The 24,450-nt window shown below is 40.7% G+C and carries 25 protein-coding genes and 1 tRNA gene; 24 read left to right on the top strand and 2 right to left on the bottom strand.

All coding sequences use genetic code 11. From position 1 onward, the window contains the following. Positions 1-15 precede the first annotated feature (15 nt). A complete protein-coding gene (gene dinD, locus ACZ48W_RS05400) occupies positions 16-855 on the top strand; it encodes a DNA damage-inducible protein D (protein ID WP_464830346.1) in 840 nt (279 codons plus the stop codon). Between the two features lie 2 nt (positions 856-857). Here the strand turns inward: dinD and ACZ48W_RS05395 are convergent, their stop codons facing one another. Continuing rightward, entirely contained in the window at positions 858-1,262 is a 405-nt protein-coding gene (locus tag ACZ48W_RS05395) for a rhodanese-like domain-containing protein (protein WP_464830345.1), read from the bottom strand. Between the two features lie 214 nt (positions 1,263-1,476). Between ACZ48W_RS05395 and ACZ48W_RS05390 the strand changes: the two genes are divergently transcribed. From ACZ48W_RS05390 to nuoN, 15 genes are all read left to right on the top strand, one after another. Next, complete coding sequence (locus ACZ48W_RS05390) at positions 1,477-1,866, top strand: NAD(P)H-quinone oxidoreductase subunit 3 (RefSeq protein WP_464830344.1); 390 nt, start codon at positions 1,477-1,479, stop codon at positions 1,864-1,866. After that, the gene (locus tag ACZ48W_RS05385) at positions 1,848-2,366 is read left to right on the top strand and encodes a NuoB/complex I 20 kDa subunit family protein (protein WP_012084008.1); all 519 of its coding nucleotides are present in this window, start codon (positions 1,848-1,850) and stop codon (positions 2,364-2,366) included. The genes ACZ48W_RS05390 and ACZ48W_RS05385 overlap by 19 nt, the downstream gene beginning before the upstream one ends. Then, positions 2,366-3,148, top strand: coding sequence for an NADH-quinone oxidoreductase subunit C (locus tag ACZ48W_RS05380; RefSeq protein ID WP_464830343.1), 783 nt, complete (start codon positions 2,366-2,368; stop codon positions 3,146-3,148). The genes ACZ48W_RS05385 and ACZ48W_RS05380 overlap by 1 nt, the downstream gene beginning before the upstream one ends. A 9-nt stretch (positions 3,149-3,157) precedes the next feature. Next, complete coding sequence (gene nuoD, locus ACZ48W_RS05375; RefSeq protein ID WP_464830342.1) at positions 3,158-4,387, top strand: NADH dehydrogenase (quinone) subunit D; 1,230 nt, start codon at positions 3,158-3,160, stop codon at positions 4,385-4,387. A 97-nt stretch (positions 4,388-4,484) separates the two neighbouring features. Further along, positions 4,485-4,796: an NADH-ubiquinone oxidoreductase subunit E family protein gene (locus ACZ48W_RS05370; protein ID WP_464830341.1), complete on the top strand. Its 312-nt coding sequence runs from the start codon at positions 4,485-4,487 to the stop codon at positions 4,794-4,796. Beyond that, the gene (locus tag ACZ48W_RS05365; protein ID WP_464830339.1) at positions 4,796-6,805 is read left to right on the top strand and encodes an FAD-dependent oxidoreductase; all 2,010 of its coding nucleotides are present in this window, start codon (positions 4,796-4,798) and stop codon (positions 6,803-6,805) included. The genes ACZ48W_RS05370 and ACZ48W_RS05365 overlap by 1 nt, the downstream gene beginning before the upstream one ends. A gap of 1 nt (position 6,806) precedes the next feature. Further along, on the top strand, positions 6,807-9,065 hold the full coding sequence (locus tag ACZ48W_RS05360; RefSeq protein WP_464830338.1) for a 2Fe-2S iron-sulfur cluster-binding protein: 2,259 nt from the start codon (positions 6,807-6,809) through the stop codon (positions 9,063-9,065). Position 9,066: 1 nt separating this feature from the next. Beyond that, positions 9,067-11,526: an NADH-quinone oxidoreductase subunit G gene (locus tag ACZ48W_RS05355; RefSeq protein WP_464830336.1), complete on the top strand. Its 2,460-nt coding sequence runs from the start codon at positions 9,067-9,069 to the stop codon at positions 11,524-11,526. Positions 11,527-11,528: 2 nt separating this feature from the next. Beyond that, positions 11,529-12,560, top strand: a complete 1,032-nt coding sequence (gene nuoH / locus ACZ48W_RS05350) for an NADH-quinone oxidoreductase subunit NuoH (protein ID WP_464830335.1) — start codon at positions 11,529-11,531, stop codon at positions 12,558-12,560. A 9-nt stretch (positions 12,561-12,569) separates the two neighbouring features. Beyond that, positions 12,570-13,193, top strand: coding sequence for an NADH-quinone oxidoreductase subunit NuoI (gene nuoI / locus ACZ48W_RS05345; protein WP_464830334.1), 624 nt, complete (start codon positions 12,570-12,572; stop codon positions 13,191-13,193). 11 nt (positions 13,194-13,204) lie between these two features. Then, entirely contained in the window at positions 13,205-13,768 is a 564-nt protein-coding gene (locus ACZ48W_RS05340; RefSeq protein WP_464830333.1) for an NADH-quinone oxidoreductase subunit J, read from the top strand. After that, complete coding sequence (gene nuoK / locus ACZ48W_RS05335; RefSeq protein ID WP_464830332.1) at positions 13,765-14,067, top strand: NADH-quinone oxidoreductase subunit NuoK; 303 nt, start codon at positions 13,765-13,767, stop codon at positions 14,065-14,067. Before ACZ48W_RS05340 ends, nuoK begins: the two co-directional genes overlap by 4 nt. A 2-nt stretch (positions 14,068-14,069) precedes the next feature. Beyond that, positions 14,070-15,965: an NADH-quinone oxidoreductase subunit L gene (gene nuoL, locus ACZ48W_RS05330; protein ID WP_464830331.1), complete on the top strand. Its 1,896-nt coding sequence runs from the start codon at positions 14,070-14,072 to the stop codon at positions 15,963-15,965. A gap of 11 nt (positions 15,966-15,976) precedes the next feature. Continuing rightward, positions 15,977-17,512: an NADH-quinone oxidoreductase subunit M gene (locus ACZ48W_RS05325; RefSeq protein WP_464830330.1), complete on the top strand. Its 1,536-nt coding sequence runs from the start codon at positions 15,977-15,979 to the stop codon at positions 17,510-17,512. Continuing rightward, entirely contained in the window at positions 17,512-19,002 is a 1,491-nt protein-coding gene (nuoN, locus tag ACZ48W_RS05320; protein ID WP_464830329.1) for an NADH-quinone oxidoreductase subunit NuoN, read from the top strand. Before ACZ48W_RS05325 ends, nuoN begins: the two co-directional genes overlap by 1 nt. Before the next feature lie 51 nt (positions 19,003-19,053). On the opposite strand, the gene miaA is transcribed toward nuoN, so the two are convergent. Next, complete coding sequence (gene miaA, locus ACZ48W_RS05315; protein WP_464830328.1) at positions 19,054-19,941, bottom strand: tRNA (adenosine(37)-N6)-dimethylallyltransferase MiaA; 888 nt, start codon at positions 19,939-19,941, stop codon at positions 19,054-19,056. Positions 19,942-20,036: 95 nt separating this feature from the next. Here miaA and ACZ48W_RS05310 point away from each other — a divergent pair, with 95 nt between their 5' ends. From ACZ48W_RS05310 to ACZ48W_RS05275, 8 genes are all read left to right on the top strand, one after another. Further along, positions 20,037-20,591: a CDP-alcohol phosphatidyltransferase family protein gene (locus ACZ48W_RS05310; protein WP_464830327.1), complete on the top strand. Its 555-nt coding sequence runs from the start codon at positions 20,037-20,039 to the stop codon at positions 20,589-20,591. A gap of 17 nt (positions 20,592-20,608) precedes the next feature. Further along, entirely contained in the window at positions 20,609-21,499 is an 891-nt protein-coding gene (gene mqnP, locus ACZ48W_RS05305) for a menaquinone biosynthesis prenyltransferase MqnP (RefSeq protein ID WP_464830325.1), read from the top strand. After that, positions 21,500-21,826, top strand: coding sequence for a sigma-70 family RNA polymerase sigma factor (locus tag ACZ48W_RS05300; RefSeq protein ID WP_464830324.1), 327 nt, complete (start codon positions 21,500-21,502; stop codon positions 21,824-21,826). Then, on the top strand, positions 21,819-22,529 hold the full coding sequence (locus ACZ48W_RS05295) for a uracil-DNA glycosylase family protein (protein WP_464830323.1): 711 nt from the start codon (positions 21,819-21,821) through the stop codon (positions 22,527-22,529). Before ACZ48W_RS05300 ends, ACZ48W_RS05295 begins: the two co-directional genes overlap by 8 nt. Before the next feature lie 39 nt (positions 22,530-22,568). After that, positions 22,569-22,645, top strand: a tRNA-Arg gene (locus tag ACZ48W_RS05290). An 84-nt stretch (positions 22,646-22,729) separates the two neighbouring features. Continuing rightward, positions 22,730-23,497, top strand: a complete 768-nt coding sequence (locus ACZ48W_RS05285) for a hypothetical protein (RefSeq protein ID WP_464830322.1) — start codon at positions 22,730-22,732, stop codon at positions 23,495-23,497. Next, positions 23,498-24,121 (top strand): guanylate kinase, encoded by a 624-nt coding sequence (gmk, locus tag ACZ48W_RS05280; protein WP_464830321.1) that lies wholly within the window; start codon positions 23,498-23,500, stop codon positions 24,119-24,121. Positions 24,122-24,199: 78 nt separating this feature from the next. After that, entirely contained in the window at positions 24,200-24,421 is a 222-nt protein-coding gene (locus ACZ48W_RS05275; protein ID WP_464830320.1) for a Sec-independent protein translocase subunit TatA/TatB, read from the top strand. Positions 24,422-24,450: the final 29 nt, after the last annotated feature.

Below are 24,450 nucleotides of genomic sequence, written 5' to 3'. Positions count from 1 at the left end.
TAAAGGATGGACGTTTTGGAAATACAAATCATACATTCACTCACGAATAATTTTGAGTCATTTTCTCATAAGACAGAAGAGGGCATAGAGTTTTGGTTGGCACGAGATTTACAGCAGCTTTTAGGCTATAGCAAATGGGACAATTTTAAAAATGTCATCTTGAAAGCAAGAACAGCTTGTGAACTCTCAGGACAAGAGATAGAGGATCATTTTGCTGACATCGGGAAAACGATACAAATGCCCAAGGGAGCGACAAAAGAAGTAGACGACATTATGCTTACAAGGTATGCCTGTTACCTTATAGCTCAAAATGGTGACAGTAGCAAAAAAGAGATAGCTTTTGCCCAAACCTATTTTGCTATGCAAACAAGAAAAGCAGAACTCATAGAGCAAAAAATATTGGAATATGAGAGAGTCCAAGCCAGACATAAACTCAAAGGTACAGAAAAAGAACTATCTCAAGTCATCTATGAACAAACAGGAGGCAATCAAAATTTTGCTCTCATCCGAAGTAAAGGTGACCGTGCACTGTTCAATAAAAGTACACAACAGATGAAAGATAAATGGAATACTGGCAATAAACCTCTAGCTGACTTTATGCCTACAATACTTTTAAAAGCAAAAGATTTTGCCACTGAAATTACCATTTTTAATGCAAAAGAAAATAAGATGAGAAGTGAGAGAGAAATTTCAGCGGAACATATTGTAAACAATAAAGCAGTAAGAGAGACATTGGTTTCTCGTGGTATCACTCCTGAAAATCTAGCTCCCGAAGAAGATGTGAAAAAAGTAGAGAGAAAGCTTCTCTCTGATGAAAAGAAAATAGTAAAGAAAAGCGGATTTTCTAAAAAGTAAACCTACTTCACGATCTCCATATTCACGCCCATAAGTCCGATGATACCCTGCTTTACGTTGAGCGGGGTGAACCCGTTTTTTTCTAAAATACGCGAAGCTGAGACACTTCGGTTCCCGCTGCGGCAGTAGACGATGATCTTTTTGTGTTTGTCTGCCTGAAGTTTATCCAGGTTTTTTTCCAGTTCACTCAGGGGAATAAGTTTTGCATTCCTCAGGTGACCGGATTTGAACTCTTTTACGGTCCTTACATCCAAAAGTGTTACATTTTGGTCATCTTGCAGTAATTCTTGTGCCTGTTTGGCAGTAATGGATTCAAAGTTGGCGAATATCCATCCTTTGGTGTAGGAAAAGTAAACGACCAAACCCACCATAGCGATCCAGTAAAGTATATTTGTAAAATTCTTCATTCCCTGTCCTGATAATATTTTTTGACATTGTAGCACTTTTTTCTGTTTCACATAGTTACATCCGTATCAACAAACCTTTTAAAGAAAATCAAGCCAAAACTTTTTTAACTATGTTTCAGTTAATATAGGAGTAATATTCTGAGAATTCTCTGCACATATGTAAATGGGGCTAAAAGAGGGGATTGTCAAAAAGAATAAACTTTAAGGGATTAATATGACTCATGTAATTACAGAACATCCGTATTTTGGTGTATTTGTTTTATTTGCACTGACAGCTGTTGCTTTTCCTGCAACGCTTATAGCGGCTCGTTTTATTAGTAGAAAACTGGCCAAACTGGACACAGAAAAGCTAAAACTTACCATTTATGAGTGTGGACCGGAGGTAACAAAACAACCAAATACCATCTCTGCACAATTTTACCTGATAGCGCTTCTGTTCATCTTGTTTGATGTAGAGATCATCTTTATGTTCCCGTGGGCGATCGACTTTAAACTGCTGGGTTGGTTCGGTTTTGTGGAAATGATACTATTTATATTACTACTTACGATTGGTTTCGTATATGCATGGAAGAAAGGAGCACTTGAATGGCACAGCATCAAGTAAATTACGCCTCAGCAGCAGGCTTGCCGATAGCATTGACTTCGGTAGACAAACTCGTGAACTGGGGGCGTTCGAACTCCCTTTGGCCGCTTACCTATGGACTCGCATGTTGTGCGATCGAAATGATGGCATCAGGAGCATCACGTTATGACTTTGACAGAATGGGGACCATCTTTAGAGCCTCTCCAAGACAGGCAGATGTGATGATCCTTGCAGGAACGCTCTCTAAAAAGCACTCAGAGTTTGCAAGAAGACTGTATGATCAGATGACAGAGCCTAAATGGGTCATCTCTATGGGTTCATGTGCAAATACAGGTGGTATGTTCAATACTTATGCAACTGTACAGGGGGTTGACCGTATTATCCCGGTAGATATCTATCTTCCAGGTTGTGCCCCAAGACCTGAAACTCTTCAGTATGCATTGATGATGCTTCAAAAGAAGATCAGAAGAGAGTCAGCAAATATGAATAACAATACAAAACAAAACTTGAGGTTAGTGTAATGAGAAAATATACTCCAAAAGACAATGTTCAGGGCAAATCATACTATACAGACAGATTTTGGGTAGCACCTCGTGTAGCCAGAGAAGAAGTAGCGGAAGGAAGTCATTTTGCGGATGTTGTAAAGGCTTTGGGAAGAAAAGCAAAAGAGTCTTATGTTGAGGTAGGACAGCTGGTAGTACATATAGATGCAAAAAAGAATGTTGAGATCATGACTATACTGAAAGAGAAGTGTGGCTATACCCAATGTTCCGAGCAGAGTGCTGTGGATTATCTGGCACAGGATGGCGAATTTGAGCTCTTTTACCAACTGCTTAACATTCATGAAGCAAAAAGAGTAAGAGTGGTATGCCGTCTTAAAAAAGGTGAAGCTATAGAGAGTATTACACCACTTTTCAAATCTGCGAACTTTGCAGAGCGTGAAATGTTCGATATGTTCGGTATTAAAGTAAATAACCATCCTTTCCTCAAGCGTATCCTTATGCCTGATGACTGGGAAGGACACCCGCTTCTTAAAACGTATCCGATGATCGGAGATGAGTTTGCTTCATGGTATGAGGTAGATAAGATCTTCGGTAAAGAGTACAGAGATGTGATAGGACCTGAGAACAGAGATCCGTCACGTATTGACAGATACGATACAAAACGTTTCTCAAGAGTAGGATATGAAGTACCATTTGGAGCGGATATCTCTGAGGGTGAAAAAGAGAACCCTATAGAATATAGTGAAACAGTTTTAGTTGATTATACGAAATCATCTAAACAATTAGATGAGAGAAGATAAGGGGAGAGTATGCAACAAGTCAATAAATTAACGCCATTTTTTGAAAACCTCAATTTTGAGCGTGATGACAACACAATGGTCATCAACTTCGGTCCTCAGCACCCTTCGGCACACGGTCAGCTCAGACTGGTACTTGAACTGGATGGTGAACAGGTCGTAAAAGCTTATCCGGATATCGGTTACCTTCATAGAGGTATCGAGAAAATGGCTGAGAATATGACCTATAATGAGTTTCTGCCTACAACAGACAGATTGGACTATATCGCATCTACATCCAATAACTATGCGTATGCATTGGCAGTAGAAAAGTTACTTGGTATAGAAGCACCAAGAAGAGCACAGGTTATCAGAACTATGTTGCTGGAACTCAACAGGATCATCTCCCACCTCTTCTTTATTGCAACACATGCACTTGATGTTGGTGCAATGTCAGTCTTCCTTTATGCATTCCGTGAACGTGAATTTGCGATGGACTTAATGGAAGATTACTGTGGAGCAAGATTGACCCACTCTTCAGTACGTATCGGTGGTGTACCTCTTGATCTTCCTGCAGGTTGGGTAGAAAAGTTGGCGTCATTTTGTGCGAAAGTGAATCATGAAGTAGAACATACGTATGAAGCACTTTTAACGGAAAACCGTATTTGGAAGATGCGTTTGGAAAATGTTGGGGTTATCTCAGCAGAAGATGCTCTTTCATGGGGCTGTACAGGACCAATGCTCAGAGGTTCCGGCGTGAAGTATGATATCAGAAAAGAGGAACCGTATGAGCTTTATTCGGAGCTTGATTTTGATATTCCTGTAAGTGACAGATGTGATTCTTATGGTCGTTACAGACTCTATATGGAAGAGATGAGACAATCCGTAAGGATCTTGGAACAGCTTATTCCTATGTATGCGAAGACCGAACCACAGTTGATGGCACATGCACCACAATATATCTCTGCACCAAAAGAAGAGATCATGACACAGAACTATGCATTAATGCAGCACTTCGTACTTGTGACACAAGGGATGAGACCGCCAAAAGGTGAAGTTTATGTCCCAACTGAGTCACCAAAAGGTGAACTTGGTTTCTATATCAAATCAGAAGGTGAGCCGTATGCTTACAGACTGAAGTGTAGAGCACCGAGTTTCTTCCATACAGGATTGCTTCAGGAGATTCTTGTAGGTACTTATATAGCAGATGTTGTTACGATCATTGGTACTACCAATATCGTATTCGGTGAAGTTGACAGATGAGAACCGTTAGAAAAGGTGAGGAGTTTCACTTTTTTAGGTTTGAAACCGAAGCGGTCGGAACAAAGTGTAGCCGCGTAGGCAGGAGGACAAATATATAATGAAAAGATATGATTTAAGACATTTAAAAGATGATTTTTATGACAGAATGGTCGAACTTATTGATAAAGGTATCAAGGTCGGTGAAGTAGGAATATTCCTTTTTGAAGTAGGGGATTTTTCTTCTATTCAAAAGAGTGCTGATGTCATAAGAGCCACAGGACATGATTTGATGAACTCATTGAAGTTCAATGAAGTAGATTGGACCATTGTGGTGAAAAAAGTAGATGAAGAGACCAGAAAAGCCAGAGTAGAGAAAATAGAAGCAGCAGCCCAGGAAGCTGAAGCTGAGACAGAAGAGAAGGCCAAATAATGTCAGGTATCGTATTCTCTACTTGGAGGGATGAATTTATCGATAATCGCGGTAAATCATCCCAAGAGTGGGGTAAATCAGGGTTTAAACTGCCTGAAACCTATTATGGAGATACAAACTCTAAAGCATTTATCGGCTGGGATGGTGTTGCCATCTTTGATGAAGATATTGATGCTGTTGAGTTAGCGTCACAGTATGCTGCACAGTACCAAGAGTATTCAGAGGCATGTGGACGTTGTGCTCCAGGTAGATGGGGTGGTAGGATCCTTTATGATTTACTCGACAAAATCGCTCGAGGTGAAGGTTCGCATGATGATATTGCACACTTGAAAGAGATCTCTCAGACAATGATGACTACCTCTAAGTGCGAGATCGGGAAAACAGTACCTAAACCTATTCTGGACCTGATGGAGCACTACAAGGATCAGTTTGACAGATGTATTGATGGTCAAATGCCTTCTAAACATTATGGAGGTGATACTTCCTATATCGCTAAGGTAACGGCACCATGTACCGATATGTGTCCGGCACATGTTGACATCCCTGCATATATCGAGGGTGTAAGAGACATGGTGTTTACAGACTCTTTGGCGGCAACCAGACAGACGATGCCACTGGCACATACCTGCGGCCGTGTCTGCCCACACCCGTGTGAAGATGCCTGTCGCCGTGCGAACCTTGATGAACCTATCTCTATTATGGAACTTAAGCGTTTGGGTGCGGATTATGAAACAGATCATGACCTGTCTTGGTTACATCCCAAAGAGCCTAAACCATTAAGAAATGATGGTAAGAAAGTGGCGATCATCGGTGCAGGGCCTGCAGGCCTGACCGCTGCGTATTATTTGGCACTTGAGGGGATCAAAGTAGATATCTTTGAAGAATTGCCGGTAAACGGCGGTGAAGTAGCCGTAGGTGTACCTGAGTATCGTATGCCTATCGGCAAATACCAAAAAGATATCGATCTTGTACTTGAAATGGAAGCAGTAAGTATTACAAACAACCATAGAGTTGATGCAGAACGTCTTAAAGAGATAGATGCCGAGTATGATGCAACACTGCTTGGTTTTGGTACAAGGCTTTCCAAGAAAGTGCGTGCGAACAATGAAAACCCGAAAATGGGTGGTTACTGGGGTGCGATAGATATGCTTGACAAGGTCAATTTGTGGCATAAGTATAAGATAGGTTCACCGGCATCTAATGAGCTTAAAGACAAAGTCGTTGTATGTGTAGGAGGTGGATTTACTTCTATGGATGTTGTAAGATGTTCCATCCGTGAAGGGGCTAAAAAAGTGATCATGCTTTACCGCCGTGATGAAAAAACGATTATCCGCAATACGACCTATGAAGAGTATCATGAAGCAGTTGAAGAAGGTGTTGAGTTTATTTTTCACTCTGCGATCGAAGAGATCTATGATGATGGTGAAAATATCACCAAACTTAAAGTCAACCGATTTGAACTTGTTCCGGATCCGGATGGCGGCAGAGCACAGCTTGTAAAGATAGAAGATGGAGATTTTGAGATCGAATGTGATTATCTGATCCCTGCGGTTTCACAGGCAGCCGATCTGCAGATCATACCGGAAGAGTGGAATATCGAACTTACAAGCTGGAATACACTTCTCACCAATGGTAAAGACTATATGACATCCCGTCCGGGGCTTTTTGCTGCGGGTGACTGCGAATATGGACCGATGACCATTGTGAATGCTGTAGGACAGGCAAGAAGAGCTGCATCCGTGATCAGCCGTTATATCTATGATGGCAAGTGTACATTGTCAGATGATGAGATCATGGAAGACCATTTGGCAAAACTCAAAGTCTATGATAAAAATGAGAAGGTCACCGGTTGGATGCCCGGGCTTCCACGGGCAGAGAGTGAAAAACTCGGTGTAGATGAGCGTAGAACGAATAACAGAGAAGTGAACCTTGGTTTTACAGGTGAAGAAGCCATGGCTGAAGCTGAACGTTGCATGCGTTGTTACTATATCTCAATGGTGGCGGTGTAATATGGGTATACATAATTCTATACATAAAGGGAAAGAGATCACCGTTACCATTGATGGCAAAACATGTAAAAGTACCTTTGGGAAAACGATCCTGGATATTGCTAGAGAGAATGGTATTTATATACCGACCATGTGTTATCTGACTAAAGTACAGCCCATAGGTTCATGCCGTATGTGTATGGTTGATGTAGAGGGTGTTGACGGCATGATCCTCTCATGCCAGGAGAAAGCAACTGACGGTGCAGTGATCAATACACAGAATGATGGACTCAATAAAGAGCGCCAAAACATCATGAAACTCTATAATGTAAATCACCCATTAGAGTGTGGTGTGTGTGACAAGAGTGGGGAGTGTGAGCTTCAAAATAAAACGATGGAGTTTGGTTTAGAAGAACAATCCTTTACTGCGCGCGACCAGCACAGGCCTGTAGAGAACTGGGGGCATGTATCTTATGACCCTGCACTCTGCATCATGTGTGAAAAGTGTGTGAGGGTCTCTACAGAGATCACAGGAGACGAAGCACTTCAGTTAAAGTTTGGCGGATACTCTTCCACGATCATTAATGTGAAAAAAGAGAAGAATTATGCTTCTTTGGGTGAAGCAGCAGCTGTATGCCCTGTGGGAGCATTGGTAGATACGAACTTTAAGTATACAAGTAATGCCTGGGAACTTGAAAAGATACCAAGTGCCTGCCCACATTGTGGCGGCGGTTGCCAGATGACCTATGAAGTGAAAAATAACAGGATCTACCGTGTGACCAATGCCTTTGAATTCTCAAATCTTTGTGGTGCGGGAAGATATGGTTTTGATTATGCCAATGAAAATGTTACAAAAGACAAAGAAGCATTCAGGAAGGCGGTTCAAGCATTTGAAACGGCAGAGAGTATTATTTTTGGCAGTCAGATCTCCAATGAAGAAGCCCTGATCCTTCAAAAACTGAAAGAGAAAAAAGGATATAAGCTTGTATCGCATGAAGCCAGGAATTATCAGAAATTCATGCAAGCCTACAGTACGATAACAGGCAAAAGCCTTTATTCCGGTACACTTAAAAAGATCTCTGAATCAAGAGCGGTCATCATTTTGGGGACAAAGGTCAATGATGACAGTCCTACAGTGAAATACCATATCAATATGGCAAGTAAATGGCATAGTGCCAGAGTAGCTTATATGCATCCATTGGAAGATACTGAGATACAAAATATTGTCACACAGTTCATCAAATATGAAGCAGGAAGCGAAGAGGGTGCAGCAGCACTTCTGGTTGATACTTTACTCAGAGATGTTGAAGTCCCTAAATCGATCAGAGAATTCCTGGATGATCTGGATATCGGTAACTTAAGTGCAGAGAGCAACATCGGTGAAGAGGAAGTTGATGCATTACGAAAATCATTGATCAAAAAATCCGGTTTTTCATTGGTGGTCGGTGCTGATCTTTATGCCCATCCAAGAGCAGTGCAAATTGCAAAACTGATCGCATTGCTTGAACAGTATGCAGGCTTTAACGTAGTTTGTGTACCTCCTGCGGGTAATGCGATGGGTGTATCACTGATCTGTGACCTGGACGATGAAGCAGAAGGGAAAACAGTCGGATATAATGCTCCGGCGGATTTTACTCTCTCTGCGCTTGGAGACGGAGATCTGGATATGCCGGCAATGAATCAACAGGAGGGAACGCTCACAACGATAGATAAACGTGTCGTACCGATGAATGTTGCATTACCGTATGGGGGATATGTATTGAATGATATTGCAAATAGTTTAGGCTTAAATGCAGAATATACAATAGATTATACAAAAGAGCTGCCTGTAGACAGAGGGTTTGAAGCGCAGGAGTTTGATAGCTTGCCGGATTACTTTGACAGTGTGGGGAATGAACACAGAGGATACTTGTTAAAAAGTATGAAAACTTCTGTGAACAGAGTATTGGAAGAGGTTTCAGAGATAGACGGTTTTGATGGTGCAGTCATATATCACTGCAATCCGGCAGAGCAGTTTTCTGCATTTACGCAGAAGTGTGGATCTTTGAAAACAGAAGCATTTTTATTAGGCTCACAACAATTTGCAATGGCAACAAAACTTCAGGATGGAGAGAATATCTCTTATACCATCGATGGGGTAAACTTTGATCGTGTGTTTAAGATTGATACATCTATGAAAGGAACCATAGCACTTAATCCCACTTTTGATATGGGATTAAGTGGGGCTTTGTTATCCTCTTATAGATTTAGCAGGTTAGATTTTGAAAGGGCAGGGAAATAATATGAGTACAGTCAATATTAAAATTGATGGTAAAGAATTTGCAGTTAAAGAGGGGGAATATATTCTTAATGCAGCACGTGCCAATGACGTTTTTATTCCGGCTATATGTTACTTGACAAGATGTTCGCCAACACTGGCGTGTCGTCTCTGTCTTGTAGAAGCTGACGGGAAACAGGTATATGCATGTAATGCAAAAGTAAAAGAGGGTATGGAGATCACGGTTGATACACCAAATATCCTTGAAGAGCGTCGTGCGATCATGGAAGTGTATGATGTCAATCACCCGCTTCAGTGTGGTGTATGTGACAAGAGTGGAGAGTGTGAACTTCAGAACTATACACTGGAACTGGGGGTTGATTCCCAGTCATACATGATCCCGGATACGAAAAGAGAAATAACGAACTGGAGTTCGGTACTGCATTATGATGCAGGGCTTTGTATTGTATGTGAACGCTGTACAACCGTCTGTAAAGATATGATAGGTGATGCAGCATTGACTACAGTCAAAAGAGGCGGGGAAGCTCTCGATAAAGGCTTTAAAGAGACTATGCCTAAAGATGCTTACGCAATGTGGAACAAGCTTCAAAAATCTGTGATTGCACCAAGTAACGGTACAGAATTCACTGATTGTTCAGATTGTGGTGAGTGTGCAGCTGTGTGTCCTGTAGGAGCATTGGTAAGCAGGGATTTCCAATATACTTCAAATGCCTGGGATCTGAAAAGAGTACCTGCCGTATCTGCACACTCTTCTGACGGATTCCAGATTTACTATGAAGTGAAGCCGACTTCTATTGAAGACAGAAGTGAAAAGATCTATCGTGTTACCAATGAGTGGAACTATGTATCACTTGATGGAGCTGCACGTTTTGCCTATGATTTTGAGAACAGAGACGTAGTAAAAGATGAGCAGGCCTTCGAGAAAGCGGTAGAAGCATTCAAAAAAGCCCAAACCATTCGTTTTAATTCTGTGATCACCAATGAAGAGGCACTGATGCTTCAGACGCTTAAAGAGAAAATGGGGATCAAACTTTATAATCCTGAAGTAAGAGCTTTCCAGAAGTTTTTGACATATTATCAAAAAGCATCAGGCAATAGATTTTACACAACAGATACAGATGCAGTGATGAAAAAGAGTGATTTTGTGATCGCTGTAGGTACTGCACTTAGAAATGACAGCCCGGGACTCAAATATGCATTTAACAATGTTCAGAAGATGAACAAAGGTGCAGGACTTTACTTCCATCCGGTAGGGGACACACTGATCCCTTCATTTGGTAAAAATGTAGAGTGTTTTACGCATAAACCGGGACTTGAAGAAGCAGCGCTTTATCTTGTATTGGACCTGTTTGCAGATAAAGAGAAACTTCCTGATGATGTTAAAGAATACATTGCAAGCTTCAAAAGTTCTGAAAAGAAGACCATTAAAGAAAAGGTGATGAAAGATGTCACTGAAATGGTAAAAGATGAAGAGACAGGCGAAGAGAAAGAAGTTACTAAGAAAGTGCCGGAGATGGTAGAGAAAGAGATCACCATCGAACGTAATGGCTTAGTGGATCTTTTAGGCGGTAACTCTGAGAAGTTTGAAGAAGTATTTGCAAAAATGATGAAGAAAAAAGAGTCTTTCTCTATGATGATCGGTGAAGATTTCTACTATCATGACAAGGCAGAGAATCTTGCAAAACTCATTGCTTTGATTGAACAGACGTCAGAGATCGATGTAGTCATGGCTCCACCTAAGTCAAATGCATTGGGTGTTGCACTTATCTGTGATCTTGATGATGAAGCAGAAGGATATACTGTCGGATACAATGAAAATGGTGATTTCAGACTCTCTGCCCTTGGAGACGGTGACCTTGATATGCCGGCAATGAACCAGCAAGAGGGTACACTCACCAACATGTCAAAAAGAGTTGTACCTACCAATGCAGCCTTGGAGTATGGCGGGTACGAGCTTAATGATATTGTTGATGCATTGATCGGTGCACCGGAAGAAACAATTGACTGGACAGAGAAACTTCCTGTATCCAAAGGATATAAATCAGTGAAGTTCGACAGCCTGCCCAATGGATACAATAATGATGGTACAGAGAACCGCGGTTATCTTTTAAAAACATCCAGCAGAAAAGCAAAAATGCCTGCAGTTGAAAAGTTTGATGAAGCATCAGCCCTTGAGGGAGAGATCGTTTACAGATGTAATCCGGGAAGACAATTTAGTGACTTCACGGATAAAGCACATGAGATATTTGAACCGTTTGGACTTTATGCCAGTACAGAAAAAGCGGAAAAGCTGGGTAACAAGGTAGAAATCGTATTTGAGAATGGAAGTATTATCGCAGATGTGATCATTGACGATAAGATCAAAGGTGATATCACAAAACTTTCTGACTTTAAAAGTGCGAAAGATGTGTATGGCCTCTTTGGTGAGTCCAGATATAAAACAGTAACAATGAGAAAGGTGTAAATATGGAAACAACACTCGTAGAAAATTTACCGGAAGTTACAGCAGCAGGTGTGCTTATCAAAGCCATTATCATCCTGGCAGTGATCTCTGCCATTGCTGGATTTGGTACATTCATCGAAAGAAAGGTACTTGCATTTATGCAAAGAAGGTTAGGGCCTATGCACGTAGGACCTTATGGTTTGCTACAGCTTGCAGCAGACGGGATCAAACTTTTTACCAAAGAAGATATTGTTCCACAAAATGCAAATAAATTCATCTTCATGATAGCACCGATCATTACTGCGGCAACAGCATTTATTGCATTGGCGGCAGTACCTGTGTTCCCGGATTTTACTATTCCTGAGTTCATTCCGTTATTAGGCGGTACATTTGTACCTTCTATCGCAGCAGACCTGAATATCGGTATTCTATTTGTACTGGGTATGATGGCATCTGGACTTTACGGTCCTTTGTTGGCAGGTATGTCACAGGCAAATAAATGGGGTATCATCGGTGCAGCAAGAACAGCAGTACAGTTCTTGAGTTATGAAGTAGTTACAGGACTTTCTATCTTGGCACCTATTATGATTGTTGGTTCACTTTCATTTGTAGACTTCAATAATGCACAATCAGCAGGGATCGGGTCATGGCTCATTTGGCAACAGCCTGTAGCATTTATCCTTTTCCTTATCGCAGGATTTGCAGAGACGAACAGAACACCGTTCGATCTGCTTGAGCATGAAGCAGAAGTTGTATCAGGATATGCAACTGAATATTCGGGTATGAGATGGGGGATGTTCTTCATCGGTGAGTATGCCAACATGATCACGATCTCTATCATTGCAGCGATCGTATTCCTTGGCGGGTACAGTGAAGGTACGCTTGGTTGGCTTACAATTGTCTTGAAAGTCGGATTCTTCTTCTTCTTGATGTTATGGGTAAGAGCAGCATGGCCGCATGTAAGACCGGACCAGTTGATGTGGCTCTGTTGGAAAGTCTTGATGCCAATTGCAGTGATCAATGTAGTGATCACTGGTTTTGTGATGATGGTGTAAGGAGAAAGTATGGGTTTAGAACAATTTAAAAATAGAAATGTAGGGACACAGAACTACAAAACACTTGACTTGGGTGAAACACCTACGCATGGTTTGGATAAGTTTAAACAGGTAGTCAACAGAACCTTTAAAGGTGAACTGTTTATAGGACTTTGGGTTACACTCAGAGAGATGATCAATGCACTTTTCCGCGGGCAGATGCATACAGTGAAGTATCCGTTTGAGAAACTTCCTATCTCTCCACGGTATAGAGCTATCCATGATATGCTCAGACTGCTTGAGAGTGGCCACTACAGATGTATCGGATGCGGACTTTGTGAAAAGATCTGTATCTCAAACTGTATTACTATGGAGACAAGATATGATGAGAACCAGCGTAAAGAGGTCAGTGAATATACGATCAACTTCGGTCGTTGTATCTTCTGTGGATATTGTGCAGAAGTGTGTCCGGAACTTGCTATCGTACATGGACCGAGATATGAGAATGCTTCTGAGCAGAGAGCAAGCTTTTCACTCTTTGAAGATATGTTGACGCCTATAGATCAGCTTAACCTGCAACAAGAGTATGATGGATTTGGTGCCGTGTCTCCAAATGCTGATGACAATATTAAAAAAACGCCACTGGCGTATTAGGAGGAGTAGATATGTATGAAATAGTAGCCTTTTATCTATTTTCGGCTTTGACAATAGGACTTTTCCTTATTACAGTCATGAGTAAGAATGTGCTTTATGCAATGACATCATTGGCAGCAGGAATGGTACTTATCTCAGGATTTTTCTTTATCCTGGGTGCAGATTTCCTGGGAGTGGTCCAACTCATTGTTTATGTAGGTGCGATCATGGCACTCTACTCATTTGCAATGATGTTCTTTGATGCGACAAGAGACATTAAAGAAAAAAATACAAATCCGGGACTGGTATTTTTACTTGGCGGTTTAAGTGCATTGGTCCTGGTTTTAATGTTCGCGGCACCGATTCACAGTGATGCAGTTCAGGCACTTTATCCTATGCATGCAGGTGTAGGAAATGCGCAGGATGTAGGGATCGTACTTTTTACAAAGTATCTCGTCCCGTTTGAGGTAGCAGCGGTAATGCTGCTTGTAGCAATGATCGCAGGGATCATCCTTGCTGGTAAAAAAATGGATCAGAGTCTCACCGAAGATATGGCTGCAGATGATGAAATCTTGACACAAAAGGATGCAAAATGATAGGTCTTTCTCACTACCTTATCGTCTCAGCACTGATTTTTTCTATAGGATTAATGGGTGTATTGAGAAGAAGAAATCTTTTGATGCTTTTCTTCGCAACAGAGGTAATGCTCAATGCAGTGAATATAGCATTTGCAGCGATCTCACACTATTATAATGACCTGACTGGTCAAATGTTTGCATTCTTCATCATTGCTATTGCAGCAAGTGAAGTGGCAGTCGGACTTGGTATTTTGATCGTATTGTATAAAAAATACGGTAGTCTTGATCTTGATGATCTTGCAAGTATGAAGGGGTAATGATGGAAAATTTAGTATATATAGCACTTTTTGCTCCATTTGCAAGTTCAATGTTCTCAGCTCTTTTTGGAATGAGTCCTAGACAGACATTTGTAGGGATAATAGCATCTTCACTGCTTTTTATCTCTTTCGTAGCTTCAGCAATGTTGGCATTTTATGTCTATACTACAGGTACATCCATACATGTAACAATGATGGAGTGGATCTCTGCGGGTGACTTAACGATTCCGTTCGGATTCCTTGTAGATCAAGTCTCTGTAACAATGATGACCGTGGTTACTTTGGTTTCTACAGTGGTTCATATTTATTCTATCGGATACATGGATCATGATAAGAGTTTCAATAGATTCTTTTCTTATCTCTCTGCATTCGTTTTCTCTATGATGATCCTGGTCATGAGTGATAACTTTGCCGGCCTCTTTATCGGTTGGGAAGGCGTGGGTGTTTGTTCCTGGTTACTTATCGGTTTCTGGTACCATAAAGAGGATGTTTCAAGAGAAGAGAACCCCTCTATCTCTCCATCATGGGCAGCAAATGAAGCATTCATTATGAACCGTATTGCCGACCTTGGTATGTTGGTAGGACTTTTTATACTCTATTGGAATGTAGGAAGTCTTCAATATGATGTTGTTTTTTCGGCATTGCCTAATTTAAGCGGAAGTATTCTTAATGCTGCAGCCGTTGCACTCTTTATTGGTGCGATGGGTAAATCAGCTCAATTCCCGCTTCATACATGGCTTACAGATGCGATGGAAGGCCCTACACCTGTTTCTGCATTGATTCACGCAGCTACCATGGTAACAGCAGGGGTTTTCCTCGTGATTAGAGCAAATCCTCTTTTCGCCATGACACCTGAAGTGAGTTTCTTTATTGCGGCACTTGGTACATTCGTAGCATTTTTTGCAGCTTCGATGGCACTGGTGAACAGAGATCTTAAAAGAATCATTGCATTCTCTACACTTTCCCAGTTGGGATATATGTTCGCAGCAGCAGGCCTCGGTGCATACTGGATCGCATTGTTCCACCTTGCGGCACATGCGTTCTTTAAAGCACTTCTCTTCCTGGGGGCAGGTAACGTGATGCATGCTATGCATGATGAGCTTGATATCTTTAAGATGGGTGGATTGAAAAAAGCGATGAAGTGGACTTATATCTATATGGGTCTCGCATCTTTGGCATTGGCAGGTATTCCGTTCTTTGCAGGATTCTTCTCAAAAGATGCCATTATTGAGACAGCTTATAATGAAGGTACATTGGTACTTTGGGCAATTCTAGTTATCACAGCAGGAATGACAGCATTCTACAGTTTCAGACAGGTATTCCTGACCTTTGAAGGTGATGAAAGATATAAAGCATTCGGTATTCATCCGCATGAAATGTACAAATTTGTACTTGTTGCTATGTCTCCACTGGCGATCCTGGCAGTGATAGCCGGTTTTGGTATGGGAAGTTTCGAACATTTTGTAACCAGACTCCTGCCGGAATATCATATGAGTGAACATACTCATCATATTGCATGGATCCTGGGGCTTATAGTCCTAGTATTTGCAGTAGGCGGTATATTATTGGCATATAAAAAATATGCCAAAGGACTTAAAAGAGATGAAAAGCTTGAGAACAGCTTTATTTATAAGCTTCTTGCAAATCAATATTATATCCCGCAGTTGTATGCAGAATTTATCTCCAAACCTTATGCGATGATTTCAGAAATGATGTGGAAAAGTGTAGACATGAAAATAGTAGATGCCACAGTAGACGGTATTGCTAAATTTATTTATAAAAGTGGTGATGGCTCAAGAAAGATGCAAACAGGTAACCTTTCAAACTATCTAAATTGGATGGCTGTTGGTGCAGTGTTGCTCTTGGTAGTTGCAGCGGTTTCAGCGGTGCTAGGTTAAGGAGAAGATAGATGGATAATATTTTAAGTGTATTAGTATTTTTCCCGGCGATCGCAGGGTTGTTGGGGTTTGTTGTACATAAAGAGAGTGCCAGAGCATATGGTATTACAGTAGCAGCCATAGAGTTTCTGCTTTCTTTATGGTTATGGTTCAGTTTCGATACTTCGAATGCAGGTATGCAATTTGTAGAGATGATCCCTTTGATCCCGGATTTCGGGGTAAGTTATTATCTGGGTGTTGATGGTATATCTCTGTTCATTATTATCATGGCGACATTGATGACACTGATCGGTATGGTGAGTATGAGCATTACAGAGAACATTAAGAACATGATCATCACGCTTCTTTTCCTGGAGATGACCATGATCGGTGTCTTCGTAGCGCTTGATGCGATCATTTTCTATCTCTATTGGGAACTTTCATTGGTTCCGATGCTCTATATCATTGGTGCATGGGGTGGGCCGTTGAGAGTCTATGCCTCTATTAAGTTCTTCCTCTACACTTTTGCAGGATCACTTATTATGCTTGTAGGTATGCTATTTGTTGCTTATGTATATCATAACCTTACAGGGGTATGGAGTTTTGCTATTACAGATTGGTATGCACTTGTCTTGCCGGTTGATTATCAGCTCTGGCTTTTTGCAGCATTTTTCTTTGGTTTTGCGATCAAGGTACCAATGTTCCCGTTCCATACCTGGTTGCCTTATGCACACGGACAGGCACCGACTATCGGTTCAGTAATACTTGCCGCTGTACTGCTTAAGATGGGAACTTACGGATTTGTAAGATTCTCTCTTCCGATGTTCCCTGATGCATCTGTAATGATGATCACACCTATTGCTGTGATCTCCATTATTATGATCATCTATACAGCAATGGTAGCCTATGCGCAAAAAGATATAAAACAGGTAATCGCATACTCTTCCGTATCACATATGGGTATCATTATGCTTGGTATTTTTGCAATGAATGCAGAGGGTATAGGAGGATCTGTTTTCCAGATGCTTTCACACGGTATTGTATCGGGTGCACTGTTCATGCTTGTAGGTGTGATCTATGACAGAAGACATACGAAGCTTATGAGTGAGTTTGGCGGATTGGCTTCGGTCATGCCGAAGTATGCTGTGATATTCGGTATCATGCTTATGGCAGCAGTTGGATTGCCTTTGACTATCGGATTTGTCGGAGAATTCCTTGTCCTTCTTGGTTTTTATCACGTATCACCGATCATGACTATTTTGGCAGGAACCTCTATTATTATCGGTGCGGTCTATATGCTTACTGTATATAAAAAGAGTTTTTTCGGTCCTGTTACGAATGAAGCGAACAAAACACTGAAAGACCTTGATGCTAAAGAGACATGGTCACTGGTACCATTGGTTATTATTGTGGTCTGGTTGGGTGTTTATCCTAAACCGGTATTGGATCCTATTGATAATTCTGTAAAAGCAATGTTGACTTTTATGGATGAAAAGGCGATTACTCAAGAGGCTAAAGATATGATACAAGTAGCCAGATCTGTTACAAAAACTGGGGAGGTGAAGTAATGTTAGAGCCAATTAATGTAAGTTTAGAGAGTCTAAACCTTATCACACTTGCACCTATGCTGATTGCCATTGCAGGCGGATTGATTATTTTGATCCTTGATCTTATCAATGATAAATTACATAAGTCTTTGTATGTTATGTTAACGCTTCTGATTCTTTTTATTGATTTTGGTGCGGTATTGGGCCTTAATGTCAATGAACGTGGCTTCTTTGATGTAATGCTTATTGATGGTATCTCTATTATCTCTCAATTGATGATCATTGTAGGATCTATGATATTCATTCCATTGGCATTGACTTCAAAAAGATTCCATGAGTATTCCTATCCTGAATTCTTTGCACTCTTTTTGTTCATGATCGCAGGATTCCAGTTCATGGCAGCAAGTGACAATCTCATTCTTATTTTTGTAGGGATCGAAACAGCGTCACTTTCACTTTACACACTGATAGCATTGCACAACAGAAGCAACTCTTATGAAGCAGCAGTAAAATACTTTACAATGGGTGCACTTGCGGCAGCATTCTATGCAATGGGTTCAGCAGTGATCTATGGTATGACTGGATCTATTGAGCTTTACAAGATATCGGAAGTGCTTGCAACGCGTTTGGATGAAACAGGATTGATGATCGCTATCTTTGGTTCATCTGTATTGCTGCTTGTAGCATTTGCCTTTAAACTGTCACTCTTCCCGTTCCATACATGGGCACCGGACGTTTACGAGGGAGCTTCTGCACCATTGGCCGGGTATATGTCCGTTGTCCCGAAAATAGCAGCATTTGTTGTTTCTGTTAGAATTTTCGGTATGTATATTGATCTCGGAGTTGAATGGGTAAGGATCATTATCCTGGTACTTGCAGTACTTACGATGACACTTGCGAACATTATGGCATTGGTGCAGGAAGATGTCAAACGTATGCTGGCATACTCATCTATCTCCCATGCAGGTTTCATCGTGGCAGCTTTGGCTCTTGATACTACAGAAGGGACGACAGCGATCTTCCTTTATTATGCACTCTTTATGTTCACTAACCTGGGAGCATTTACTATGCTATGGATCTCCCGGCATAAACATAGAAGATTTAGTAAAAGATATGACCACCCTTATGAAAAGTTTGCAGGGTTCATTCAAATTATGCCGGTAGGTGCGGTCATCATGGGTCTGTTTATGCTCTCTCTTGCAGGGGTACCGCCATTCTCTGTTTTTTGGGGTAAGATCTATGTGATGCAGGCTGCAGTAAATTCAGGCTATATATGGCTAGCGATCGTGATGGGTCTGAACTCGGCTATTGCAGCATACTATTATCTGAAACTGATCGTGTATATGTTCCTGAAAGATCCGGTAAAAGATGTCGATACGATCTACTACAACCTCTCCAAGCCACTGATGGCAGTAGTTGGTCTGGCTACAGTTGCAACAGTAGCAGCGATCTTCTATGTACAGCCACTGATCTCTTATCTTTACTATATGATAAGCGCAAGCGGATACTAAAACCAGGCAGCAGATAGTAGGGAATGAGTAGCAGGTGACTGTTACTTGATCTTAATTAAGTAACAATTTCTCCAACTCTTCCACACTGCCTTTTACCACATTCTCAAACTGGGAATTGTTAAATGTTTTTTGTCTTTTGGCAAGTCGTGCAGTATTGGTCGTGATCTTTGCTGAAAGTTCTTTTTTTGTATAGATACCATCTAAATAAGCCAATGTCTCTTTGACCCCTATGGCTTTCATACAGTGGGGTTTACGTGTATATTTTTTTTCCAAAGCAGATATCTCATCGATAAGACCCTCTTCTATCATTATTGATGTACGCAATGCAATACGTTCTCTGAGTATGTCTCTTCCGATATCTATTTGGTAGACAGGCAGAGGATCTGTGATCGTCGGCTGTGGAGGAAACTGTCTGAAATATTCTGTAGGTAAAAGAGAAGTTTCAAGATAGATATGTAAAGCTTTTTCTATGCGGTAAGGGTCGTTGGATGCTATTTTTCCCATGTATTCCGGATCCAGATTATAGAGCCACTGGTAGGTGCTGTTCAGATCTTTCAAATACTCTTTTGTTTGGTTTTTTGTATTTTCTGAGATGTCAGGGAGTGTACTGATGCCTTCAATCAGCATTTTAAGGTAGAAGCTAGTTCCGCCTACGATAACAAGATTCTTTCCTTCTCGGGATGCTTTGCTGTGAACCTCATGATAAAGTTTGATAAAAGTTGTGACATCAAAATTCTCATCAGGGTAGAGACAGTCCATTCCAAAATGTTCAATCCCCTGTCTCTCTTCCACTCCAGGCTTTGCTGAAACAATATCTATGCCTTTATAAATGGAGAGTGAGTCAATCGAGAGGATATAGGCATTCATTTTTTGTGCCACTTTGATGGAGAGTGCTGTTTTCCCTGATGCAGTCGGACCGATAAGGGCTAATTGTTGCATAGTATTCATAGCGTAATCATACCATACTGAGTGTTAAGAGATAAGCGTTAAGTGTTAAGAGGGTAAAATGTGATAAATGTTTTTTTGGAGAAGTAATGGGCCTTTTTGACAAGAATAACCGTTTTAATATTGCCAATCTTATCACCTTTGGTAATATTGCAGCCGGAATAATAGCGATACATTTTATTGTACATGGTGATTTTTTTACTGCTATTATTTTAGCATGGATCGCCGGAGCATTGGATATTGCCGATGGTAAAGTAGCAAGAAAATATAATCTCTCCACAGAATTCGGGATACAGGTAGACAGTTATGCTGATTTTATCTCCTTTGTTGTCATGCCCTCTTTTCTGCTTTACTATGCCATTACAAAAGAGAGCTCAGGTATGGAAGAGTTGATCCTGGGGCTTATCTTTATTTTCTATATTGTTTCCGGACTGAGAAGACTGATCGAATTTAATATTAAAGTAGAAGTAGGAGAAGCTGCCAAATATTTTGTAGGGGTACCGACACCTTTGGGTGCGATACTGCTCTGGATACTCTATCTGCTTTTCAGTTATGATATTATAGGTAACAGTTATGCGATCGGTGGCTTGGTTATAGCTATTGCCTGGTCTTTGAACAGTCAGCTTAAAATCCCACACCCGTAGATAGTGAAGAGTGAAGAATGAAGAGTAAAGAGTTAAAAAGGAATATTTTTGTTGAGAAGTTAAGTCATTTCTCTGAATTGGTGATGTTTAAGCACTCTGTTTTTTCTTTACCTTTTATATTTATAGCAATGCTGGTAGCTTCCTATCATGACAGTGGTTCGGGCTGGTTTGGATGGAAGTTACTCTTTTTAGGTACTTTAGCAGCGATAAGTGCAAGAAATTTCGCTATGGGTGTCAACCGTTATCTTGACAGAGATATTGATATTCTTAATCCCCGTACAAAAAACAGGCCTTCTGTAGACGGAAGAGTAAGCAATGTCCAAATGATGGGATTCATCATTGTCAATGCACTGCTTTTTGTAGGGGTTGCATATTTTATCAATACGTTGGCACTGCAGCTTTCTGTGCCTATATTGATCGTCCTGGGTGCCTATACGGTGTTTAAACGTTTCTCGGCAGCAGCACACCTTATATTGGGAGTAAGTTTGGGACTTGCCCCTATTGCCGGAGTGGTAGCAGTATCCGGAGAGATAACGACATGGTCTGTCTATCTTGCCCTGGGTGTGATGTTCTGGGTAGCGGGATTTGACCTGCTTTACTCTTTACAGGACATGGAGTTTGACAAAGCCAATGGTCTGCATTCCATACCTTCCCGTTTCGGGGCAAAGAATACAATGAATATTGCAAAGGTATTTCATCTCTTGGCAGTTGTTTTCTGGGCTTGGTTTGTTATCGATGCAGGTATGGGGATATGGGCGCAATGTGCAGTACTTTTTGCTGCAGTGATGCTAACTTATGAACACTATCTTGTCAATAAAGACTTTACAAAGATAGACAAAGCTTTTTTTACAGTGAACGGATACCTTGGCTTTGTTTTTATCCTTTTCATTATCATGGAGGTGAGTTAAATGGAATATATTATTTCAGGATTGCTTTTATTGTTGACAGGTATACTTTTTTATCTTTACAACAATAATAAAAAGCTTTTGGCAGAGAATAAAGTATTGCAGGAGATACTTGAAGTGAAAGATACAACGATCTCCAATCTTCAGGCATCGCGGGTCGCTGTTAAAGATGTCATAGAAAACTTTTCGGCACATAAAGAGGTCATGCAGCTCATAGATGCAGGGGAGAGCAGAGAGGCTATCTCTGAAAAACTGGGTATTCCTGTCAAGAGAATAGAGCTTATTATCAAGTTTGACAAGATCAAAAAAGAACAACCTGTCAATGAATAGCATATTGGATGAAAGTTGGGAGGTGCTGCTCTCTGAAGCCTATATAAAACTGGATAGAACCTATCGTGATTTTCTGGAAGAGGACAGAGGCTATTTCCCTTCCCGGACAGAGTATCTTAATGCATTTAAAACTCTTCCGAGACATAAAGTAAAGTATATCCTGTTCGGACAGGATCCCTACCCCCGCAAAGAGAGTGCAAACGGCTATGCTTTTATCGACGGGAAAGTAAAAAATATCTTTTCTGACAAAGGATTAAGCAAAGAGGTGAACCGTGCTACAAGTTTACGAAATTTTGTAAAAATGGCATTGTTGGCCAGAGGGGATCTTTCAGAGGAAGATCTGTCTCAGGAGGCTATCTCCGGGATAGACAAGAGGGAACTGATCAGCTCCATTGATGAACTCAGGGTCAACTTTGAAAAAAATGGTGTTTTGCTTCTTAATACAGCATTGATCTTTACAGACAAAAAAAGTTCTGCAAAACATGTCAGATCATGGCGACCGTTCATACAAAGTCTTTTAGCTTCTCTGGAAAAGGAGAGACCTGAACTCATACTGTTCGGTACACATGCAAAAGAGCTGAAGAAGAGACTTTCTTTGGAAAACTTTAAGACCATAGAGATGGAACATCCCTACAATCATACGTTTATTTCAAATGAAAAAGCATTAAATTTGTTCGGCAGTATGAATCTACTTGAAAAATAAAGCTAATTTCGCTAAAATTCTGCTCCTACATTGTTTTGTGCGCTCATAGCTCAGCTGGATAGAGCATCGGTTTGCGGTACCGAAGGTCTCAGGTTCGAATCCTGATGGGCGTACCACTATCTTTCATATACATTTTCAAAATCAAGCCCTAACCAGAGTTATATTATAATGATATCAATATTCTTTTGGAGCATTCTGGCATGCATATTTTACTTATCAACATCAATCCTGTGGTTTCCAGGCTTATTAACCTTTGCGTACGTGAAGACAATATCGATCTTGAAGAGGTCGATAATATAGGGGCTGTCTCAAGAGACAAATATGATGTCATATTTGTAGATGAAGCATCTTTTGTGGATGAAATGAAAAAGGTTCTGGAAAATCTGATGGTAAGGAAAAAAGTTTTTTTATCGAGCCGTGATGAGGTGGGTGATGAGGGTAAACTTTTTGACAGTATCATTAAAAAACCTTTTCTGCCTTCACAGATCACAGAGGTATTTGAGAGTATAGAAAAAGAGGAAACAGCAGAGCAGATAACAGAATTTCCTTCGATCTTCCCGCTTTCCAATGATATGCAGGATAATGATGACCTGGAAGAATCTGAAGATGAAGCAGCAGAAGAAGATACAAAAGTACTAGATCCCAATGAAATAGACAGGATCAAAGCACTTTTGGATATGGAAGAAGAGGAAACAGCTAACGACAGAGAAGAAGATACCGAACAAGTATTGACAGAGGATGAACCTGTTGAACTGTCGGACCAGAAAGAAAAAAAGAAAAAAAGTGATCATTCAGAAAAGAACAAAGAAGAACGGAAGCTGAAAAAAAGCAGAAAAAAGAGAGAAAAAAGTGCTACTTTCGAAGAAGCGCTTCTAAGTGCAGTAGAAGGGATGAAGGTCAAAAAAATAAAAAAACTCCTTAAAGGTGCAGAAGTTACGATCAAAATAAGATTTAAGGACGGGAAATAGATGCAAGAGGTACATAAGGGAGCGATTTTAGTACTTTCCGGTCCAAGCGGTGCAGGTAAAAGTACCATTATCCAGGCTGCTTCCGAAGAGATAGGAGCGTATTATTTCTCTATTTCTACTACGACCCGAAGTCCCAGAGTCGGAGAAGAAGACGGTAAAGATTATTTTTTTGTCACAAAAGAGAGTTTTGAAGAAGATATCAAAGCAGGCAATTTCCTGGAGTATGCACAGGTACACGGAAACTATTACGGTACTTCTTTAAAGCCGGTAAGAGAAGCTCTTCGGGAAGGAAAACTGGTTATTTTCGATATTGATGTTCAGGGACACCGTCTGGTAAGAGCAACAAAGATGAATGATATTACGACTTCAGCTTTTATTACACCGCCTACACTGAAAGAGCTGGAAACCAGACTTCGTGCAAGATGCACTGATGATGAGAATGTGATCATCAAACGTATTGAAAATGCAAAAGAGGAAATACTGGCTGTAGGGGAGTATGATTTTACGATCATCAATGATACGGTAGAGGAAGCGGCCAGGAAATTCGTTATTATTGCAAAAGCGGCAAGGTTGAAACAAAGCAAAAAAGATGAAGAGAAATTTATCCAAACCTGGCTGGGCTAGGTTAGGTTAAACATTTTTAAGTATAATTATTAAAATTTTAAAATTGCATTCATGACAGATGCAGACAAAGGATGAACTATGGGTATGCCAAGTATGCCGGAACTATTGATCGTACTAGCGATCGTTGTACTTCTTTTCGGAGCAAAAAAGATTCCAGATCTTGCAAAGGGTATGGGAAAAGGTATTAAAGACTTTAAAAAAGCAATTAAAGAGGATGAAGAAGAGCCTAAAGAGATCGCTTCCAAAGAAGAACCAAAAGTTGAAGCAAAAACCGAAGAGAAAAAAAGCGAAAACGCTTAAAAAAGTAGCGTTCAGCGTTCAACGCTGGG

This window comes from Sulfurovum aggregans, assembly GCF_055385215.1.
This window is presented reverse-complemented; position numbering and strand designations above follow the sequence as displayed.

Excerpts from the sequence above, each read along its gene's own strand:
- miaA (WP_464830328.1), bottom strand. The coding sequence starts at position 19,941 with ATGCAACAATTAGCCCTTATCGGTCCGACTGCATCAGGGAAAACAGCA.
- ACZ48W_RS05360 (WP_464830338.1), top strand. The coding sequence starts at position 6,807 with ATGGGTATACATAATTCTATACATAAAGGGAAAGAGATCACCGTTACC.
- ACZ48W_RS05395 (WP_464830345.1), bottom strand. The coding sequence starts at position 1,262 with ATGAAGAATTTTACAAATATACTTTACTGGATCGCTATGGTGGGTTTG.
- nuoK (WP_464830332.1), top strand. The coding sequence starts at position 13,765 with ATGATAGGTCTTTCTCACTACCTTATCGTCTCAGCACTGATTTTTTCT.
- nuoD (WP_464830342.1), top strand. The coding sequence starts at position 3,158 with ATGCAACAAGTCAATAAATTAACGCCATTTTTTGAAAACCTCAATTTT.
- ACZ48W_RS05365 (WP_464830339.1), top strand. The coding sequence starts at position 4,796 with ATGTCAGGTATCGTATTCTCTACTTGGAGGGATGAATTTATCGATAAT.
- ACZ48W_RS05380 (WP_464830343.1), top strand. The coding sequence starts at position 2,366 with ATGAGAAAATATACTCCAAAAGACAATGTTCAGGGCAAATCATACTAT.
- ACZ48W_RS05295 (WP_464830323.1), top strand. The coding sequence starts at position 21,819 with ATGAATAGCATATTGGATGAAAGTTGGGAGGTGCTGCTCTCTGAAGCC.
- ACZ48W_RS05285 (WP_464830322.1), top strand. The coding sequence starts at position 22,730 with ATGCATATTTTACTTATCAACATCAATCCTGTGGTTTCCAGGCTTATT.
- ACZ48W_RS05370 (WP_464830341.1), top strand. The coding sequence starts at position 4,485 with ATGAAAAGATATGATTTAAGACATTTAAAAGATGATTTTTATGACAGA.
- nuoL (WP_464830331.1), top strand. The coding sequence starts at position 14,070 with ATGGAAAATTTAGTATATATAGCACTTTTTGCTCCATTTGCAAGTTCA.
- ACZ48W_RS05310 (WP_464830327.1), top strand. The coding sequence starts at position 20,037 with ATGGGCCTTTTTGACAAGAATAACCGTTTTAATATTGCCAATCTTATC.
- ACZ48W_RS05385 (WP_012084008.1), top strand. The coding sequence starts at position 1,848 with ATGGCACAGCATCAAGTAAATTACGCCTCAGCAGCAGGCTTGCCGATA.
- ACZ48W_RS05355 (WP_464830336.1), top strand. The coding sequence starts at position 9,067 with ATGAGTACAGTCAATATTAAAATTGATGGTAAAGAATTTGCAGTTAAA.
- ACZ48W_RS05340 (WP_464830333.1), top strand. The coding sequence starts at position 13,205 with ATGTATGAAATAGTAGCCTTTTATCTATTTTCGGCTTTGACAATAGGA.
- gmk (WP_464830321.1), top strand. The coding sequence starts at position 23,498 with ATGCAAGAGGTACATAAGGGAGCGATTTTAGTACTTTCCGGTCCAAGC.
- ACZ48W_RS05300 (WP_464830324.1), top strand. The coding sequence starts at position 21,500 with ATGGAATATATTATTTCAGGATTGCTTTTATTGTTGACAGGTATACTT.
- nuoI (WP_464830334.1), top strand. The coding sequence starts at position 12,570 with ATGGGTTTAGAACAATTTAAAAATAGAAATGTAGGGACACAGAACTAC.
- ACZ48W_RS05325 (WP_464830330.1), top strand. The coding sequence starts at position 15,977 with ATGGATAATATTTTAAGTGTATTAGTATTTTTCCCGGCGATCGCAGGG.
- nuoN (WP_464830329.1), top strand. The coding sequence starts at position 17,512 with ATGTTAGAGCCAATTAATGTAAGTTTAGAGAGTCTAAACCTTATCACA.
- mqnP (WP_464830325.1), top strand. The coding sequence starts at position 20,609 with ATGAAGAGTAAAGAGTTAAAAAGGAATATTTTTGTTGAGAAGTTAAGT.
- ACZ48W_RS05275 (WP_464830320.1), top strand. The coding sequence starts at position 24,200 with ATGGGTATGCCAAGTATGCCGGAACTATTGATCGTACTAGCGATCGTT.
- nuoH (WP_464830335.1), top strand. The coding sequence starts at position 11,529 with ATGGAAACAACACTCGTAGAAAATTTACCGGAAGTTACAGCAGCAGGT.
- ACZ48W_RS05390 (WP_464830344.1), top strand. The coding sequence starts at position 1,477 with ATGACTCATGTAATTACAGAACATCCGTATTTTGGTGTATTTGTTTTA.